The sequence below is a fragment of the Nocardia sp. NPDC003183 genome, assembly GCF_053590715.1.
This window is the reverse complement of record NZ_JBSFTG010000024.1, coordinates 12,529-28,769: the sequence shown is the minus strand read 5'-3', so window position 1 is coordinate 28,769 and position 16,241 is coordinate 12,529. Positions and strand designations below refer to the sequence as shown.

General features: G+C 68.4%; 13 protein-coding genes and 1 tRNA gene. 10 read left to right on the top strand and 4 right to left on the bottom strand.

All coding sequences use genetic code 11. The annotated features are described in order from the left end of the window. Window positions 1-6: 6 nt before the first annotated feature. From ACWDXS_RS34280 to ACWDXS_RS34260, 5 genes are all read left to right on the top strand, one after another. Entirely contained in the window at window positions 7-1,545 is a 1,539-nt protein-coding gene (locus ACWDXS_RS34280) for an ABC transporter permease (RefSeq protein ID WP_449972270.1), read from the top strand. Continuing rightward, the gene (locus tag ACWDXS_RS34275; protein ID WP_449972268.1) at window positions 1,542-2,600 is read left to right on the top strand and encodes an ABC transporter ATP-binding protein; all 1,059 of its coding nucleotides are present in this window, start codon (window positions 1,542-1,544) and stop codon (window positions 2,598-2,600) included. The genes ACWDXS_RS34280 and ACWDXS_RS34275 overlap by 4 nt, the downstream gene beginning before the upstream one ends. A 65-nt stretch (window positions 2,601-2,665) precedes the next feature. Beyond that, window positions 2,666-2,737: transfer RNA gene (locus tag ACWDXS_RS34270), tRNA-Cys, on the top strand. Window positions 2,738-2,775: 38 nt separating this feature from the next. Continuing rightward, window positions 2,776-3,363, top strand: a complete 588-nt coding sequence (locus ACWDXS_RS34265; RefSeq protein WP_379316391.1) for a MarR family winged helix-turn-helix transcriptional regulator — start codon at window positions 2,776-2,778, stop codon at window positions 3,361-3,363. Between the two features lie 25 nt (window positions 3,364-3,388). After that, window positions 3,389-4,441 carry a hypothetical protein gene (locus ACWDXS_RS34260; protein WP_449972264.1) on the top strand — a complete coding sequence of 351 codons (1,053 nt, stop codon included), beginning with the start codon at window positions 3,389-3,391 and terminating at the stop codon, window positions 4,439-4,441. On the opposite strand, the gene ACWDXS_RS34255 is transcribed toward ACWDXS_RS34260, so the two are convergent. After that, on the bottom strand, window positions 4,438-5,232 hold the full coding sequence (locus ACWDXS_RS34255; RefSeq protein WP_449972261.1) for an enoyl-CoA hydratase: 795 nt from the start codon (window positions 5,230-5,232) through the stop codon (window positions 4,438-4,440). The genes ACWDXS_RS34260 and ACWDXS_RS34255 overlap by 4 nt on opposite strands. A gap of 140 nt (window positions 5,233-5,372) precedes the next feature. Here ACWDXS_RS34255 and ACWDXS_RS34250 point away from each other — a divergent pair, with 140 nt between their 5' ends. Beyond that, window positions 5,373-5,924, top strand: coding sequence for a hypothetical protein (locus tag ACWDXS_RS34250; protein ID WP_378996206.1), 552 nt, complete (start codon window positions 5,373-5,375; stop codon window positions 5,922-5,924). Window positions 5,925-5,956: 32 nt separating this feature from the next. Here ACWDXS_RS34250 and ACWDXS_RS34245 read toward each other — a convergent pair whose 3' ends face one another. After that, the gene (locus ACWDXS_RS34245; protein WP_449972258.1) at window positions 5,957-6,916 is read right to left on the bottom strand and encodes a DUF2157 domain-containing protein; all 960 of its coding nucleotides are present in this window, start codon (window positions 6,914-6,916) and stop codon (window positions 5,957-5,959) included. A 135-nt stretch (window positions 6,917-7,051) separates the two neighbouring features. Between ACWDXS_RS34245 and icmF the strand changes: the two genes are divergently transcribed. From icmF to ACWDXS_RS34230, 3 genes are all read left to right on the top strand, one after another. After that, a complete protein-coding gene (gene icmF / locus ACWDXS_RS34240) occupies window positions 7,052-10,261 on the top strand; it encodes a fused isobutyryl-CoA mutase/GTPase IcmF (protein WP_387447977.1) in 3,210 nt (1,069 codons plus the stop codon). A gap of 81 nt (window positions 10,262-10,342) precedes the next feature. Then, on the top strand, window positions 10,343-11,410 hold the full coding sequence (locus tag ACWDXS_RS34235; RefSeq protein ID WP_449972255.1) for an amidohydrolase family protein: 1,068 nt from the start codon (window positions 10,343-10,345) through the stop codon (window positions 11,408-11,410). 53 nt (window positions 11,411-11,463) lie between these two features. After that, complete coding sequence (locus ACWDXS_RS34230; RefSeq protein WP_378996216.1) at window positions 11,464-11,871, top strand: DUF3224 domain-containing protein; 408 nt, start codon at window positions 11,464-11,466, stop codon at window positions 11,869-11,871. Window positions 11,872-11,908: 37 nt separating this feature from the next. On the opposite strand, the gene ACWDXS_RS34225 is transcribed toward ACWDXS_RS34230, so the two are convergent. Together ACWDXS_RS34225 and ACWDXS_RS34220 are read right to left on the bottom strand one after the other, a co-directional pair. Beyond that, window positions 11,909-12,658 (bottom strand): SWIM zinc finger family protein, encoded by a 750-nt coding sequence (locus ACWDXS_RS34225; RefSeq protein WP_449972252.1) that lies wholly within the window; start codon window positions 12,656-12,658, stop codon window positions 11,909-11,911. Then, on the bottom strand, window positions 12,659-15,520 hold the full coding sequence (locus ACWDXS_RS34220; RefSeq protein ID WP_449972249.1) for an SNF2-related protein: 2,862 nt from the start codon (window positions 15,518-15,520) through the stop codon (window positions 12,659-12,661). Window positions 15,521-15,719: 199 nt separating this feature from the next. Between ACWDXS_RS34220 and ACWDXS_RS34215 the strand changes: the two genes are divergently transcribed. After that, window positions 15,720-16,082 (top strand): hypothetical protein, encoded by a 363-nt coding sequence (locus tag ACWDXS_RS34215; RefSeq protein WP_378996222.1) that lies wholly within the window; start codon window positions 15,720-15,722, stop codon window positions 16,080-16,082. The last annotated feature ends 159 nt before the right edge of the window (window positions 16,083-16,241 follow it).

Below are 16,241 nucleotides of genomic sequence, written 5' to 3'. Positions count from 1 at the left end.
ACCCTCGTGAGGTCGACACCCCGGGTCGGTCGGCCCGGGGTGTTCAGCACGGCCGTCGCACTGGTGCTCACAGCGGCGACGTTCGTGCCGCTGGGCTATATCGTCTCGGTGCTGTTCGACACCGGGCTGAGTGAGGCCGGCGCGCTGGTGTTCCGGCCGCGGGTGGGCGAGCTGCTGACGAACACCGCGCTGCTGGTGGTGTGCACGGTGCCGGTCTGTGTGGTGCTCGGCATCGGGTCGGCCTGGCTGGTCGAGCGCACCGATGTGCCGGGACGGGCGTGGTGGGGGCCGGTGCTGGTCGCCCCGCTCGCGGTGCCCGCGTTCGTCAACAGTTATGGGTGGGTGAGCGTTTTCCCGTCGATGCACGGGCTGTCGGCCGCGGTGATCGTGGCGACGATGTCGTATTTTCCGCTGGTGTACCTGCCGGTCGCGGCCACGCTGCGCCGACTCGACCCGGCGATCGAGGAATCGGCGCGTGCGCTGGGCTCGGGGCCGGTAGCGGTGTTCTGGCGGATCACGCTGCCGCAGTTGCGATTAGCGATTCTCGGTGGCGGCCTGCTGATCGGGCTGCATCTGCTCGCCGAATACGGCGCGTTCGTGATGTTGCGCTTCGACACGTTCACCACGGCGATCTTCGAGCAGTACCAGAGCAGTTTCGCCGGTCCGGCGGGCAGCATGCTCGCGGGGGTGCTGGTGCTGTGCTGCCTGGCGCTGCTCGGTGGCGAGTCGCTGCTGCGCGGCGACGCGCGCTACGCCCGGCTGGGTGGTGGTGCGGCGCGGGCGGCGCGGCCGATCGCGCTGGGTGGGCTGCGGGTGCCGCTGTTCGGGGTACTCGCGGCGGTGGTCGCCGGGTCGCTCGGCGTGCCGCTGTGGACGATCGGGCGCTGGCTGTGGCTGGGTGGTGCAGCGGTGTGGGACTCCGCGGAAATCGGTGCGGCACTGGGCCAGACGATCAGCCTGGCGGCCGCGGCCGCGCTGGTCACCACGCTGTGCGCGTTCCCCGTCGCCTGGATCGCGGTGCGTTCCACGAGCGCGTTCGCCCGGCTGATCGAGGGCGCCAACTACATCACCAGTTCGCTGCCCGGCATCGTGATCGCGCTCGCCCTGGTAACCGTCACCATTCGCTGGACACCGCCGCTGTACCAAACGGTGTCGCTGGTGGTGATCGCCTACGCGCTGATGTTCCTGCCCCGCGCGTTGGTGAGCGTGCGAGCCGGGCTGGCCCAGGTCCCGGTCGGCCTCGAAGAGGTGTCGCGGTCGCTGGGCGAATCGGCCTCGACCACCTTCTTCCGCGTCACCCTGCGCATGACTGCGCCCGCCGCCGCGTCGGCCGCCGCGCTCGTCTTCGTCGCGGTATCAACAGAACTCACCGCGACGCTGCTGCTGGCGCCCACCGGTACGCGCACTCTGGCCATGCAGTTCTGGGCGAAGTCGGGCGAACTCGACTACGCGGCCGCGGCACCCTACGCGTTGATCATGATCATCGCCGCCGTACCGGTGACATATCTACTGTTCACCCAGTCACGAAAGGCGGCCGGGATATGAGTCGGCTTGTTGTCGAAGGGGTTTCGAAGAGTTTCGGCGGCACCACGGTGCTCGATCACATCGACCTCGACGTACCGAACGGCACGGCCACGGCGGTGGTCGGCGCGTCGGGCTGCGGCAAGACCACCTTGTTGCGGGTGATCGCCGGATTCGAGGGCCCGGATACAGGTTCGGTGCGACTCGGCTCGGAAACTGTTGTGCACCAAGATATTTGCGTACCACCACAGCGCAGGAGAATCGGTTACGTCGCCCAGGACGGCGCCCTGTTCCCGCACCTGAGCGTCGCCGACAATATCGCCTACGGCCTGCACACCGGGCTGCGCGGCGCCGTCGACCGCCTGCGCCCACACCGCGACCGCCCCCGTGTCATCGAACTCCTGGCCATGGTCTCCCTCGACCCTGACTACGCCGACCGCAAACCCCATCAACTCTCCGGCGGCCAGCAACAGCGTGTCGCCCTGGCCCGGGCCCTGGCCCGCAAGCCGGATCTCATGCTGCTCGACGAGCCGTTCAGCGCCCTCGACACGGGCCTGCGCGCCACCACCCGTCAGGCTGTGGCCGACACGCTGCGCGCCGCGGGCATGACCAGCATCCTGGTCACCCACGATCAGGAGGAAGCGCTCAGCTTCGCCGAACAGGTCGCCGTCATGCGCGCGGGGCGGTTCACCCAGGTCGGGCCGCCGCAGCAGGTCTACCACCGGCCCGCCGACCTGTTCACCGCCCGCTTCCTCGGCGACTGTGTGCTCCTCGACGCCCTCTGCGAAGCCGACACCGCCAAGTCGGTCCTGGGGCCCGTCCCGGTGCAGCAGGGCGCCCCCACCGGCGAAGTGACCCTGATGATCCGTCCCGAACAGCTCGCCGCCCAGGTGATCGGCGATGACGAACCGCACTCCGGTCACGTCACCGCCGTCGACTTCCGCGGCCCCGATGTGATCGTCACCATCGACCTCGCCGAGGGCGCGGGCACCGTCCGTGTCCGCCGCACCGGCATCGAGGCCCCCACCACCGGCAACCGCGTCCGCCTCACCGTCCACGGCCCCGCCGTGGCCTACTGACGTTGCGATCACGCTGATCCCAACCCTCGCCGGGAGCGCCGGAGCACGGCACTATCAATGGCGAGGCGGGCGTGGCTGAGTGGTTTAGGCAACGGTCTGCAAAGCCGTTAACGCGGGTTCAATTCCCGCCGCTCGCTCTGTGGGAAAGCGGCTGGGTCGTGGAATGATCGTTTTCATGTCACGGCCCAGACCGCTTTCCGAGGACCCGATCGCCGAGGCTTACCGGCAGTGGGTCGCCCACGGCTGGGAGTCGGTCGCCGACGGGATGGCCCTGGTGACCTCGCTGGTTCGGGCGCAGCAGATTGTGATGGCGCGCGTCGACGAGGCGCTCAAACCATCCGGGCTGACGTTCTCCCGCTACGAACTCCTGCAGCTGCTCAGTTTCAGCCGCACCGGCGCGCTGCCGATGGCCAAGGCGAGTGCGCGCCTGCAGGTGCATCCGACGAGCGTGACCAATACCGTCGATCGGCTCGAAGCCGCCGGGCTGGTGGTCCGCGTCCCGCACCCCAGCGACCGACGGGCAACTCTCATCGAAATCACCAGCGCGGGAAGGAAATCCGTGGCCGAAGCCACGGCGGCACTGAACGCCGAGGTGTTCGCCGAACCCGGCCTGCCCGCCGACCAGGGCCGCGACCTGTTACGACTGCTGGCACAATTCCGTCACGACGCGGGGGATTTCGAGGTCGACGACCCGGAAAACCTCGCATTCCACGCGACCTGGCAATCGACCGGAGAATCTTCGGCCGATTCCCTTGGCAGCTAGCCCGAAAAGGTTCACGATGTAGCGCATGGTGCTGATCCTCGGGGTGTCGGCGGGCGCGGGTGGAGCCCGTGCGCTGCTGACCCATTCCGATCAGCCCCACATGCCGCCCATCGACCGGATCCAGGTACCGCGCAGGCCGGGCGGATCGGTGGAGGAATCGGTACTCACCGCGATCCATCGCATGCGCGCCGCGGCCGCCGACCGTGACGAGTACATTTCGGGCACCGCGGTCACCTGCCGCAGCGAGTTACAGGCCGATGCGATCAGAGCGGCAGCGGGCCAGGCCGACTTCGCGATCGTCGACGAGCCACTGGCCCAGTTGCGCTATCTGCGTTTCAGCGGCCTGCTGCCCGCCATCGACTCGGTGATGCTCTACGACCTGGGCAGTTCCGGTTTGACCATCACCCACGCCGACTGCCGTACCGAAACCATCCTCGCGGGCAAACGCAGCACCGTCATCAGCGGCAACGGCTACGACGCGCTGCTGCGCTGGCAACTCGCGCGCAGTGGCGTCTCGGCCGACGCGCACGCCAGCCGCGAACATCGGGAATCGTTGAGCCGCACCAGAGTTGTCACCGCCGCCGATGCCGACACCGGCGGCCGCGCCGTGCTCACCCGCAGCGATCTGGCCGCCCTCTGCGAAGCGGGACTGCATCATTCGGCGTCGTTCGTGCGCCTGCTGATCCAGGAGACAGGGGTGCAGCCGGGAGCGCTGGCACTACTGGGTGGCTGCGCGCGCAACCCGAGCCTGCGTGCGGATCTGGCCCAGCTGATCGGCCTGCCGATCGTGTACGACCCTGAGCCGGAATATGTTTCGGCGCGCGGCGCGGTGCTGCTGTGCGCCCGCCGTCCCTCGGCACGGTTACGGATGCCGCGTCGAGGTGCGGGGGTCATCGGAGTGCCGCCGCGCCAGGGTCGCCGAAAACTTCTCGCTGCGGTCGCGGTGACGGCCACCCTCGGTGGCACGGTCGCCGGCCTGCTCAGCAACGACAACCCCTCGGCGCGGTCCCCTGAACAGGGCACCGCGCCGAGCACCGCGCACTTCATCGACGGTGCGCCGCGCTGGAAACCGAACTAGCGGTTGATGAAGTTCGGCGGCCGCTTCTCGACGAAGGCGGCCATGCCTTCCTTCTGATCCTCGGTCGCGAACAGCGAATGGAACACCCGGCGTTCGAACAGCAGCCCCTCGGTGAGCGTGCTCTCGAACGAGCGGTTCACCGCCTCCTTGGCGATCATCGCGACCGGCAGCGACATCGACGCGATGGTCTGCGCGGCCTCCAGCGCGGTGTCGAGCAGTTCGTCGGCGGGCACGACCCGCGAGACGAGCCCGGAGCGCTCGGCTTCCTCGGCACCGATCATCCGGCCGGTCAGGATCAGATCCATCGCTTTGGCCTTGCCGATCGCGCGGGTGAGACGCTGCGAGCCGCCGATGCCGGGGATGACGCCGAGGGTGATCTCGGGCTGGCCGAACTTGGCGTTGTCGGCGGCGATCAGGATGTCGCACAGCATCGCCAGCTCACAGCCGCCACCGAGCGCGTACCCGGAGACGGCGGCGATGGTGGGCTTGCGGAAGTTGGCCAGGCGGTCCCAGCGGGCGAAGTAGTCGGCCAGGAACATGTCCATGTACGACTTGGGCGCCATCTCCTTGATGTCGGCGCCCGCCGCGAAGGCCTTCGCCGAGCCGGTGATCACGACGGCGCCGATGGAATCATCGCGGTCGAGCTCGTCGAGCGCGGCGATGACGTCGTCGAGGACCTGGGCATTGAGAGCATTGAGTGCCTTGGGGCGGTTCAGGGTGATCCAGCCGACCCCGCCCTTACCGTCGGTGCCGCCCTTGCGCTCCAGCAGAATCGTCTCGAATTCGGTCACAGCCACCCTCTTGTCAATCAACGGTCACGGATGGTGCAGACCATACCGAGCCGCGCCGCTCTCCGGTGACCTGGATCTGAACTGTGCCACGCCGTCTGTGACGCATTCCACCGCGCCCGATTTGCGGCACAATCGTCGCCATGGGCAGCGACCACTTCGTGCGGATCACCCGCCTGCGCGCACTGATCGACCACGAGAACACCGGCGCGGGCGAGCGCGCCACCGCCGAGCGGATGCTGGACCGATTGCTCCGAAAATCCGCGGACCACACTGCTTCGGGCGCCGCGCCGGACCGCGTCTACGGTTCGCGGCACCACCGTGCGGGCAGGCACGCGAGCACCGCCTCGATCGTGGAATCGGTCCGCGAGGACATCGCCTTCGCCCGCACTTTCGTCGCCGCGGGCGCGCCCGGCGAGGTCACCGTCCACAGCCCCCTCGCTGCGGCTCCCGCCCAGCTCACCGTGGCCGTAACGACCCCGTTCGCCGACCAGATCGTCGTCACCATCACCGACATACCCCCCGCGTGGGGGTGGGAACCCGACGAATTCGACCGCATCACCGCCACTGCGGACCTGCGCCGGCTCGCCGATGAACTCGCCGAGATCATCGACAGCTACAACCACGACGGCGCCGATGTGGGTCCCCGCTTCTTCCGGACGATCCGCGCCCAGGAAACCACCCTGATCCGCTGACCTGAACCGATCCTGCCGAGGCCCACAGCAGGTCATCCCTGCTTGCCGACCACGACCACCACCCCCGCGGTGAGTACCAGCGCGCCGATCCCCAACACCACGCTCGCGACGACCGGCCCTCCCGCGGTGTAGTCGGCCACCGCCTGCACGACCGCGACCGCGATCCCCGCCGCCCCACCGAGCACCAGCACGGCGTCGCGACGCAGCACGTACAGCACGAAGCAGAGCACCCCGATCAGCGCGGTCAGGCAGGGTCGCCACAGCGATTCGCCGAACGTCACCGATTGCGCGCCGATCACCGCGATCACCCCGCCGAGGAGATAGCCGGCCCATTCGGCCACCAGCAGGCGAGCCGACGCGAGTCCGAACCACAGCGCACCGAACGCCATCAGCGCGATCCCCTGCCACGGCGACCGGACCTCGAACAGCTCCGAGGTGACATTGAGAATGCTCGCGACACCGAAGCAGGCCACGGCGACCATTCCGAGCACGCTCGGCACCAGCAGATATCCGAGAACGGCGACGAACAGACCCGCGATCGAGGCCGCGATGGCCGTCGCGTCGCCATGATGCCCGTCGAACGCCGTCGCCACCGCACCGGTCACCGCCACCGCCGCCAGCACGAGCAGCACCGCCGCCAGCCGCACCCGCCCCGCCGACGCGATCGGCACCCGGCGGAACACGCCCACGCATCCTTCGGCCAGTACCACCGCTCCCCACATCGCGCACCCGGCCACCACCACCAGCAACACCACCCGGCCCGATTGCGCCACCTGCGCCCACGCCTTGTCGATGAACAGTCCCAAACCCGCGGCCACCAGCGCGGCTCCCAGGTACGCCACGATCTCGGCGGCCACCCGTCCCCCGCTCGCGCGCCCGGCCCGCTCCTGCTCGTCGACCGCCCGCAGCACCGCTCCCCGCTGCTCGCCACTGATCACCCCGGACGCCACCAGTCGCTCCAACGCCACATCCACCCGGTGCTCGCGAACCATCCGTCGAGTATGTCGACCTGCGGTGATGATTCCGCCGCAAGCTGGGCGGGGCGTTTCGCGGCCAAGTGACGCGGTTCACAGTAGAATTACTTTGATGTCCTAGTATCGGGCGCTCTATCAATGGCGGAGGCAGTCATGAGCCTGCATGTTCCGGTGAATCCCGTGCGATTCGTGACCTCGGCGGCACTGTTCGACGGGCACGACGCGGCGATCAACATCATGCGGCGGATTCTGCAGGCCCAGGGCGCGGAGGTGATCCATCTCGGGCACAACCGGTCGGTGCGCGAGATCGTCGACGCGGTGATCGAGGAAGACGTGCAGGGCGTCGCGGTGAGCTCGTATCAGGGTGGGCACATCGAGTTCTTCGAATACCTGGCGCGGGCACTGCGCGAGGCGGGCGCCGGTGAGGTGCGGATCTTCGGCGGTGGTGGCGGGGTGATCGTCGCCGAGGAGATCGAGCGGCTCGCGGCGAGCGGCGTGCGGATCTTCTCCCCCGAGGACGGCCAGCGCCTCGGCCTGCCCGGCATGATCAACGAACTGATCCAGCTCTGCGATGTCGACCCCGCGCGCACCGCCCCCGATCTCGACGCGCTCTATACCGGGGATCGAAACGCCTTGGCGCGCACCATTACCTGCCTGCAGCAGGGCTCGCTGCCCGAATCCGATCGAGCGGCGATCCTCGCGGCCGCGACCACACGGCGTGTTCCCGTTCTCGGCATCACCGGCACCGGCGGGTCCGGAAAGTCCTCCCTCACCGATGAATTGGTGCGCAGGCTCCGCACCGACCAGCAGGACAAGCTGCGCATCGCCGTGCTCGCGGTGGACCCGACCCGCAGGCGAGCCGGTGGCGCCCTGCTCGGTGACCGGATCCGGATGAACGCCCTCGACGGTGATCACGTGTATTTCCGGTCACTGGCCACCCGCGGCAATCACGAACTGCCCGACGACATCGACGCCATGATCGCCGCCTGCCGGGCCGCCGGTCACGACCTGGTCATCCTCGAGACCCCCGGCATCGGCCAGGGCGACGCGGGCATCGTCGACCACGTGGATGTGGCGCTGTATGTGATGACGCCGGAGTTCGGCGCCGCGTCCCAGCTCGAGAAGATCGACATGCTCGACTACGCCGATGTCGTCGCGATCAACAAGTACGAGCGCCGTGGCGCGGCCGACGCGGTGCGTGATGTGGCGCGCCAATTGATCCGCAACCGTGCGGAATTCGGCGCGAGCCCCGCTGACATGCCGGTCTTCGGCACCAGTGCGGCGACGTTCGACGACGACGGCGTCACCGCCCTGTACCAGCACCTCACCGGCCTGCTCACCGAACACGGCCTGACGCTCGAGCCCGGCGCCCTGCCCCGCGTCGACACCTCGGTCTCCACCCGCTTCGCCCAGCTCGTGCCCCCGTCACGGGTCCGGTATCTGGCCGACATCGCCGACACGGTCCGCGGCTACCACGCCGACACCCAGCGCGAAGCCACTGCCGCCCAACGGATTCAACGGCTGGCACTGGTACACGCGGAGCTCCCCGACGACGCGGCGGTCGCCGACCTGCTCACGCAGGCCCGTCCCGCCCTCTCCGCGGCCTCGACCGCGGCACTGGCCGACTGGCCGACGGTCGCCGAGAGCTATCGCGGCGACGAACAGGTGGTGCGCATCCGCGACCGCGAACTGCGCACGCCGCTGCGCCGCGAATCCCTGTCCGGGACCAGCATTCCCCGGGTGGCCCTGCCCCGCTGCACCGACGACGGCGACCTCCTGCGTTTTCTGCGCGCCGAGAACCTGCCCGGCCGATTTCCGTTCACCGCAGGCGTTTTCCCGTTCAAACGCGAGAACGAGGACCCCGCCAGGATGTTCGCGGGCGAGGGTGATCCGGCCCGCACCAACCGCCGCTTCAAGGTCCTCAGCGCCCACGCCGAAGCCACCCGCCTGTCCACCGCGTTCGACTCCGTCACCCTCTACGGCCACGACCCGGCCGAACGCCCCGACATCTACGGCAAGGTCGGCACCTCAGGTGTCTCGGTGGCCACCGTCGAGGACATGCGCACCCTGTTCGACGGTTTCGACCTCGGCGCCCCGACCACCTCGGTCTCGATGACCATCAACGGCCCCGCCCCGACCATCCTCGCCTTCTTCCTCAACACCGCGATCGATCAAGCGCTGCAGCGCTTCTCCGATGCCGAAGGGCGCGAGCCGACATCGGCGGAAGCCACCGATATCCGGGCACGCACGCTGTCGACCGTGCGCGGCACGGTGCAGGCCGACATCCTCAAGGAGGACCAGGGCCAGAACACCTGCCTGTTCTCCACCGAATTCAGCCTGCGCATGATGGCCGACGTCCAGGAATGGTTCGTGCGCAACAACGTCCGGAACTTCTATTCGGTCTCGATTTCGGGATATCACATCGCCGAGGCAGGCGCGAATCCCATCAGCCAGCTCGCTTTCACCCTCGCCAACGGATTCACCTATGTGGAGACCTACCTGGCGCGCGGGTTGGCGATCGACGACTTCGCCCCGAATCTGTCGTTCTTCTTCTCCAATGGCATGGACCCCGAATACACGGTGATCGGCCGGGTGGCCCGCCGGATCTGGGCGATCGCGATGCGCGACCGGTACGGTGCGGGCGAACGCGCCCAGAAACTCAAGTACCACGTGCAGACCTCCGGGCGTTCGCTACACGCCCAGGAAATGCAGTTCAACGACATTCGCACCACTTTGCAGGCGCTGATCGCCGTCTACGACAATTGCAACAGCCTGCACACCAATGCCTTCGACGAGGCGGTGACCACCCCGACCGAGGATTCGGTGCGCCGCGCGCTGGCGATTCAGCTCATCATCGCCAAAGAATGGGGGCTGGCCGTCAACGAGAATCCGCTCCAGGGCAGTTTCGTCGTCGACGAACTCACCGATCTCGTCGAAGAGGCCGTGCTGGTCGAATTCGAGCGGATCAGCGAACGCGGCGGAGTGCTCGGCGCGATGGAGACCGGCTATCAGCGCGGCCGCATCCAGGACGAGTCCATGCGTTACGAGCAGCGCAAACACGACGGATCGCTGCCGATCGTGGGGGTGAACACCTTCCGCGGCCGCGACGATGACACCGACCACGCCCCGCTGGAACTGGCTCGCGGCACCGAAACCGAACGCCGTTCCCAACTGGACCGGCTGCACGGTTTCCAGGCTGATCACGCCGAAGAATCCCATCGCGCGCTGGCCCGGCTGACCGAGGTGGCGCACACCGACGGAAATATTTTCGATGTGCTCATGGACGCGGCGCGGGTGTGCACATTGCAGCAGGTCACCGATGCCTTCTTCGCGGTGGGCGGACAGTATCGGCGCACTGTGTGAGCCGCGTAATCCGTCGCGACACGCCGTTGGCGTGTGACAATCGCCGTGAGCTCTGCCAGCGGCGGCGATGGGACGCACAGCATGGATCTGACCGACTTCGACATCATCGATGCCCATATTCACCAGTGGGATCCGCATGCCACCCCACGCGAGTTCAGCAAGCTCGCGAAATTGATGCGATATCTGCCTCTGCCGGTCGGTACCGCGGCGAAGCTGGCCCCGCTGCGAGACCGCCAATTCGTCGGCGAGCCCAGCGCCTACCTCCAGCCTTATCTGCCCGCCGACTACCGCGCGGACCGGGGAAATACGCCGGTCGAATCCGTGGTGGAAATCGAGGTGCAGTGGACGGGCTGGAAGCCCGACGAGACGCGCTGGGTGGCGAGCCTGCCGTTCGGTGTCGACACGCCCGCCTTGGCCACGATCATCGGCTCGGCCGACCCCGCCGGCGCGGACTTCGGCGCAGTGCTCGATGCGCATCAGTCCGCGTCGCCGCTGTTCCGTGGCATCCGGTCGATGGTCGCCTACCACCCCGACCCCGGCGTGAAGTCCTTCGCCGCCCACGACGGCGCACTCACCGCCCCGGCGTTCCTGAACGGCTTCGGGCAGCTCGCCGAGCGGGGGCTCTCGTTCGACGCGTGGGTGTATTCGGGGCAGCTACCCGAGGTGACGGCGCTGGCCGAACGGTTCCCCGAGGTACCGATCGTGCTCGATCACCTGGCGACGCCCGCGGGCATCTTCGGGCCGGTCGGCAAGGACACCGGGCACACCGGCGGACAGCGGGAGCTCCTGTTCGATCGGTGGCGCGAGGACCTCACCGATCTGGCCGCGCAGCCCAACGTGGTGGCCAAGGTGAGCGGCCTGATGATGCCGGTGCTCGGGCACCCGGTGCCACGACGCGGTACTGCGACACCTGTCCCCACTCTGCTGAGACGAGTGGGGCCGCTGCTGGCGCACGCGCTGGCGGTGTTCGGCGCCGACCGGCTGATCTGGGGGTCGAACTTTCCGGTCGACAAGCCGATCACCAGCCTCGGCGGCGCGGCCGAGACCGTGGCCACCGCGCTGAGCGACGCGGGCGCGAGCACCGACGACCTGCGGAAGGTGTTCGGCGCCAATGCCGTCCGGTTCTACCGGATCGAGCCGACCGCGTGAATCGCCGCGTCCGCGAGCCGGTTTCTGTCGGTGGACGGGTTTAGCATCGGCGCATGAAAGCCATCGGCACCTTCGAGGTCACCGCGTTCGATCCCACCGAACTGACGCCGCAGCCCCCCATCGTCACCGGGATGCCGGTCGGCATCTCGACCATGACGAAGGCCTACGCGGGCGAGATCGAAGGGCTCTCGGCCACGCTGTTCACCGCCGCCTTCGACATGAGCACCGGCGCGGGCACCTATCTCGCGATGGAGTCCTTCGAGGGTGCGCTGCACGGCAAAGCCGGTGCCTTCAACTTCGTCCACTCCGCCACCACCGGCGGTACCGACCGCACCGACGAGTTCTTCCACATCGTCCCCCGCAGCGGCACCGGGGAATTGACCGGCATCACCGGTACCGGCGCGCTGTACGTGGATGCCGAAGGCGGGCACCACATCTGGTTCGAGTACGAGCTGGGCTGATTCCAGGTCGAACAGCAGACCGAGCCGAACCGTCGACTCAGTCGTCGAATTCGGTATAGAGCGAGCGCAGTTCGCGTAAGCCGGTTGCCGCGGTCGGTTCGTCCTCGGCCGACATCCGCAGCGCGCGACGCAGCGGCATCGCGTCGAGGTCGTCGATGACGGCGTGGAATTCGACGCGGGGCAGCTCGGGTAGGACCAGCTCGTCGCCGTAGGGGTCGTCGGAATCGGCGGTGCGCGCGGACTTCTCGACACCGCCGATGAGGGTGTCGAGGTCGAGGCCGCGCAGGGTGAGGATCTCGCTGGGCTGCTCGTCGAGGCGTTCGGCGAGCAGATAGCAGACCGCCGCCACGTGCTTGCACGGCCAGCCCATGTCCGGGCAGCTGCAGGTGAAGTCCAGTTCGGAGGCCGTGGTCGGCAGCAGGTGCGGGCCGAGCGCGGGTGGGGGCGCGCCCGAGGCGATCTCGGCGAGCATGCCGGGCGCCTCCCTGATCTCGGCCAGCAGCAGGTCCACCTCGTCCTCGCGCAGCGGCCGGATCGACAGCACCGAGGTGAACGGGCTCGGTTGGCTGCCCTGCACCTCCGCGGTCACCGCACCCCGTTCGATCCGGTAGTTCACCACCTGCCCGACCCTGGCGTAGGTGCGTCCGCGCGAGAGCCTGCCCGCATCGGCGACCTTCTCCACCGAGTCGAGCAGCGACTTGCCCCACCAGGTCCGGCCGAAACCGCCGCGAGCCTGGGCGCCGCCGCGCACCGGTTTGCGCGGACCGAACTGGCTGAAGTCGGCCATCTACTCACCCACCGCCTCGGCGCCGAGGGTGAACAGCTCGCGCAGTTCGTCGGTGCTCATCTCGGTGATCCAGTTCTCGCCCGCGCCGACCGCCAGATCGGCCAATTGCTTCTTCCCGTTGATCATTTCGTCGATCCGCTCTTCGATGGTGTCGACGCACACCAGCTTGCGGACCTGCACCGCGCGCTGCTGGCCGATCCGGAACGCGCGATCGGTGGCCTGGTTCTCGACGGCCGGATTCCACCAGCGGTCCAGGTGGATCACGTGATTGGCGGCGGTGAGGTTCAGCCCGGTGCCGCCCGCTTTGAGCGAGAGCAACATCAGCGGCGGGCCGTTCGCACCCTGGAAGCCGGTCACCATATCGTCGCGGCGCTGCTTGGCCACGCCACCGTGCAGGAACGGGATCGGGGTGCCGAACCGTTCGGTGAGGTAGGGCAGGATCAGGTCGCCGAACTCACGGAACTGGGTGAAGAGCAGTGCCTTCTCGCCGTCGGCGAGCACCGCGTCGAGCACGTCCTCGACCAGCGCCAGCTTGCCGGAGCGGTGGCCGCCGCGTCGCAGGATCGGCGAACCGTCACCCAGATAGTGCGCGGGGTGGTTGCAGACCTGTTTGAGCCGGGTCAGCGCGCCGAGCACAGCGCCCTTGCGCGCCATGCCTTTCGCGTCTTTGAGCTTCTCCAGCATGTCGTCGACGACGGCCTGGTAGAGGGCGGCCTGTTCGACGGTGAGGTTGGCCCGCACCGTCATCTCCAGCTTCTCCGGCAGGTCGCTGATCACCGCCGGATCGGTTTTGAGCCTGCGCAGCACGAACGGATCGGTGATCAGCCGCAGCCGGTCGATGGCCTGCTGGTCGCGCTCGCGCTCGATCGGCACCGCGAACTTGGCGCGGAACGACTGCGGGCTGCCGAGCAGTTTCGGCATGGCGAAGTCGAACAGCGCGCGCAGTTCTTCCAGCCGGTTCTCCACCGGAGTTCCGGTGAGCGCCAGCCGATGTCGCGCGGTGAGCGCCCTGGCCGCGCGCGCCTGCCTGGTCACCGCGTTCTTGATGTGCTGTGCTTCGTCGAGCACGATCCGCTCCCACTGCTGTGCGTTCAGCAGCGTTATATCGCGGGCGAGCAGTGCGTAGGTGGTGATCACCAGATCCGAATCAGCCACCGCCGCAGCGAATTCCGTGCCCTGGAGGCGACCGGGGCCGTGATGCACGAGCACCCGGAGGTCAGGTGCGAACCGTTGGGTCTCCCGCTGCCAGTTACCGACCACCGACATCGGACACACCAGCAGCGTCGGTCCGACCTGCGCCCCAGCGTCGAAGCTCGCGAGGGCGACCACCGCGGGCTGCGTCTTCTCACCCGCCGCGGCAGCCGTGCCGACCTCGCGCTCGTGCACGAGCAGCGCCAGCACCTGCACGGTCTTGCCCAGCCCCATGTCGTCGGCCAGGATCGCGCCGCAGTTCAGCCGGCTCATCGTGGCCAGCCAGCTCAGGCCACGTTCCTGGTAGGGCCGTAGCTGGGCTTTCAGGCCGACCGGAACCGGAACCGGCTCGGGTTCGCTTTCCCTGGCGAACAATTCGGCCGCCCAGCCGTCGGCGGTGACCTCGGTGACCGGGACATTGTCGACCCGCTCGGCGGCGAGTTCACCGATCATGTCGGCGAGGGTGATCGGACTGTCGTCGACATGCTGCGCGACGTAGCGGGCAGCGGCGGCCAGTGCTCGATGGTCGGCCTGCACCCACTCGCCGCGCAACTGGACCAGGTCGGATTTGCTGCTGATCAGCCGTTCCATCTCGGCCTGGGTGAGCACCAGATCGCCGAGCGCCAACTCCCACCGGTAGGAGAGCAGGCCACTGAGGCCGACCGTGGATTCGGCGGCGGCGGGGCTGCTCACGCGCAATCGCATGCTCGGTTCGGCGATGTTCCAGGCCCGTGGCAGGAGCAGCCGAATACCGGCTTCCTGCAGGGCATGTGCGCCGTGGGCCACCAGGTCGGCTACCACCTCGGTGGGGAGCAGCAGGTCGAGGCCGCGCGGATCGGTGGGGAGGTCGCGCAGGCGCGGGTAGGCCTTGCGCGCCTGGCCGAGTTTCTCCGCCGCCGTCCGTACGAGCACCGGATCATCTTCGAAGACAACGGGTTTGGGTGCGTCGTCGACCGGGCGCAGGCACACCTGTAGTCGCCACAGCGCCACCGATTCGTCGGCCGTGCCGAATTCGCCGTCGGGTTCGCACAGGCGCAACACCAGTTCCGGCTCATCGGCGGCATAGCCTTCCCGCCACTGCGTCAGCGTTTCCGACAGGCGGTAGGAGCCGGCGTCCAACGGGGTGTCGGCGACCAGCGCGGCCAGCAGCGGGTGCGTCATCGTGCGGTGCGCGAGATATTCGCGGGCGATCGGGTCGGTGAGGTGTGTGCACAGGTCGTCGAGCACGGCGGCGGGCGGGCCCGCCACCCGCAGCGCCGGCGGCATCGCGGCGGCCAGCTCGGCCAGCCATGCCCGTTGACGTTGTCCGCCGACGAGCCGCCAGTGCACCCACCACTGACCGTCTGCCCGCTCGATCTGGGGCACCACCCGACCGGCTCGCACCCACCGTTCGATGCCGCGCGCGACGTGCGCGAGGAACCGCAGGTCGCCGGAGATGTGCTCGCGCGGCAGTCGGCTGCGCAGCACAACGGCCGCCGTCGGTGGGGCGAGCGCGTGTGCGCGAACCTCGGCGGTCCCGGACTGTCCCCCGGCATCGACGACGAGCACCTGGGCCCGGTGCCGGAACCTCGCACGATCCAGGATGTCGCCGAGCACCGACCCCACGGCGACCGGCTCCGCGTCGTGCCACAGCAGTAGGCCCGATTCGGGGGACCACAGACCGTGCAGCATGGACTCCATCCAAGCAGGCGGCACCGACACCGATCACGGCCGCCATACCCCCTGGATTTCTCGCCGCAACGAGAACATACTGAAATAACCCCAGGTCACGGGCCGGAACACCCACCGGCGACAACTCCATATGGACCCAGGCGGACCGGACCGATCCGGTTCGACCGATGACCCCTTGTAATTCGTGCGGAGGGCAGCGATGACGATTCTGCTCCAGGTTCTCGAGCAGAGCTACACACCCAACACCCCTTGGGAACGGCGCAAATTCACCTTCATCGACACCACGAAGATCCTCGGCATGCGGCTGGACGGTCAGGCAGGCGTCTGGCTCGATCTGTCGCGGCCAGGCGAATCCCAGCGCCTGGCGCACACCATCGACCCCAGTGAATCCATCACCTTCCTGCTCACCGTCTTCGCCAAGATCGCCGAATGCGAAGACCGTGGCGGTTCGTGGCTGGTCGGCCATGACGGCGCCCACGTCTCCTCGATAGCAGCCACCCGATTCCCGCCCAACCCGGCCGCGCAGGCCGCGGACGACCTGCTGGCCCGAGCCTGGTTGTAGGCCGCATCGTCGACTGACGCGGCCTTCCCCTCGCCCAGCGCCGCTCGAAGCGCGGTTGTTGTCGGTACCACCGGCTACAACATGCGGGTATGGGGAAGCCGGCGTGGTTGCTCGTCACAGTGTTCGCGGTTGCCGGGTGCGCGGTGATCGGACCGGATG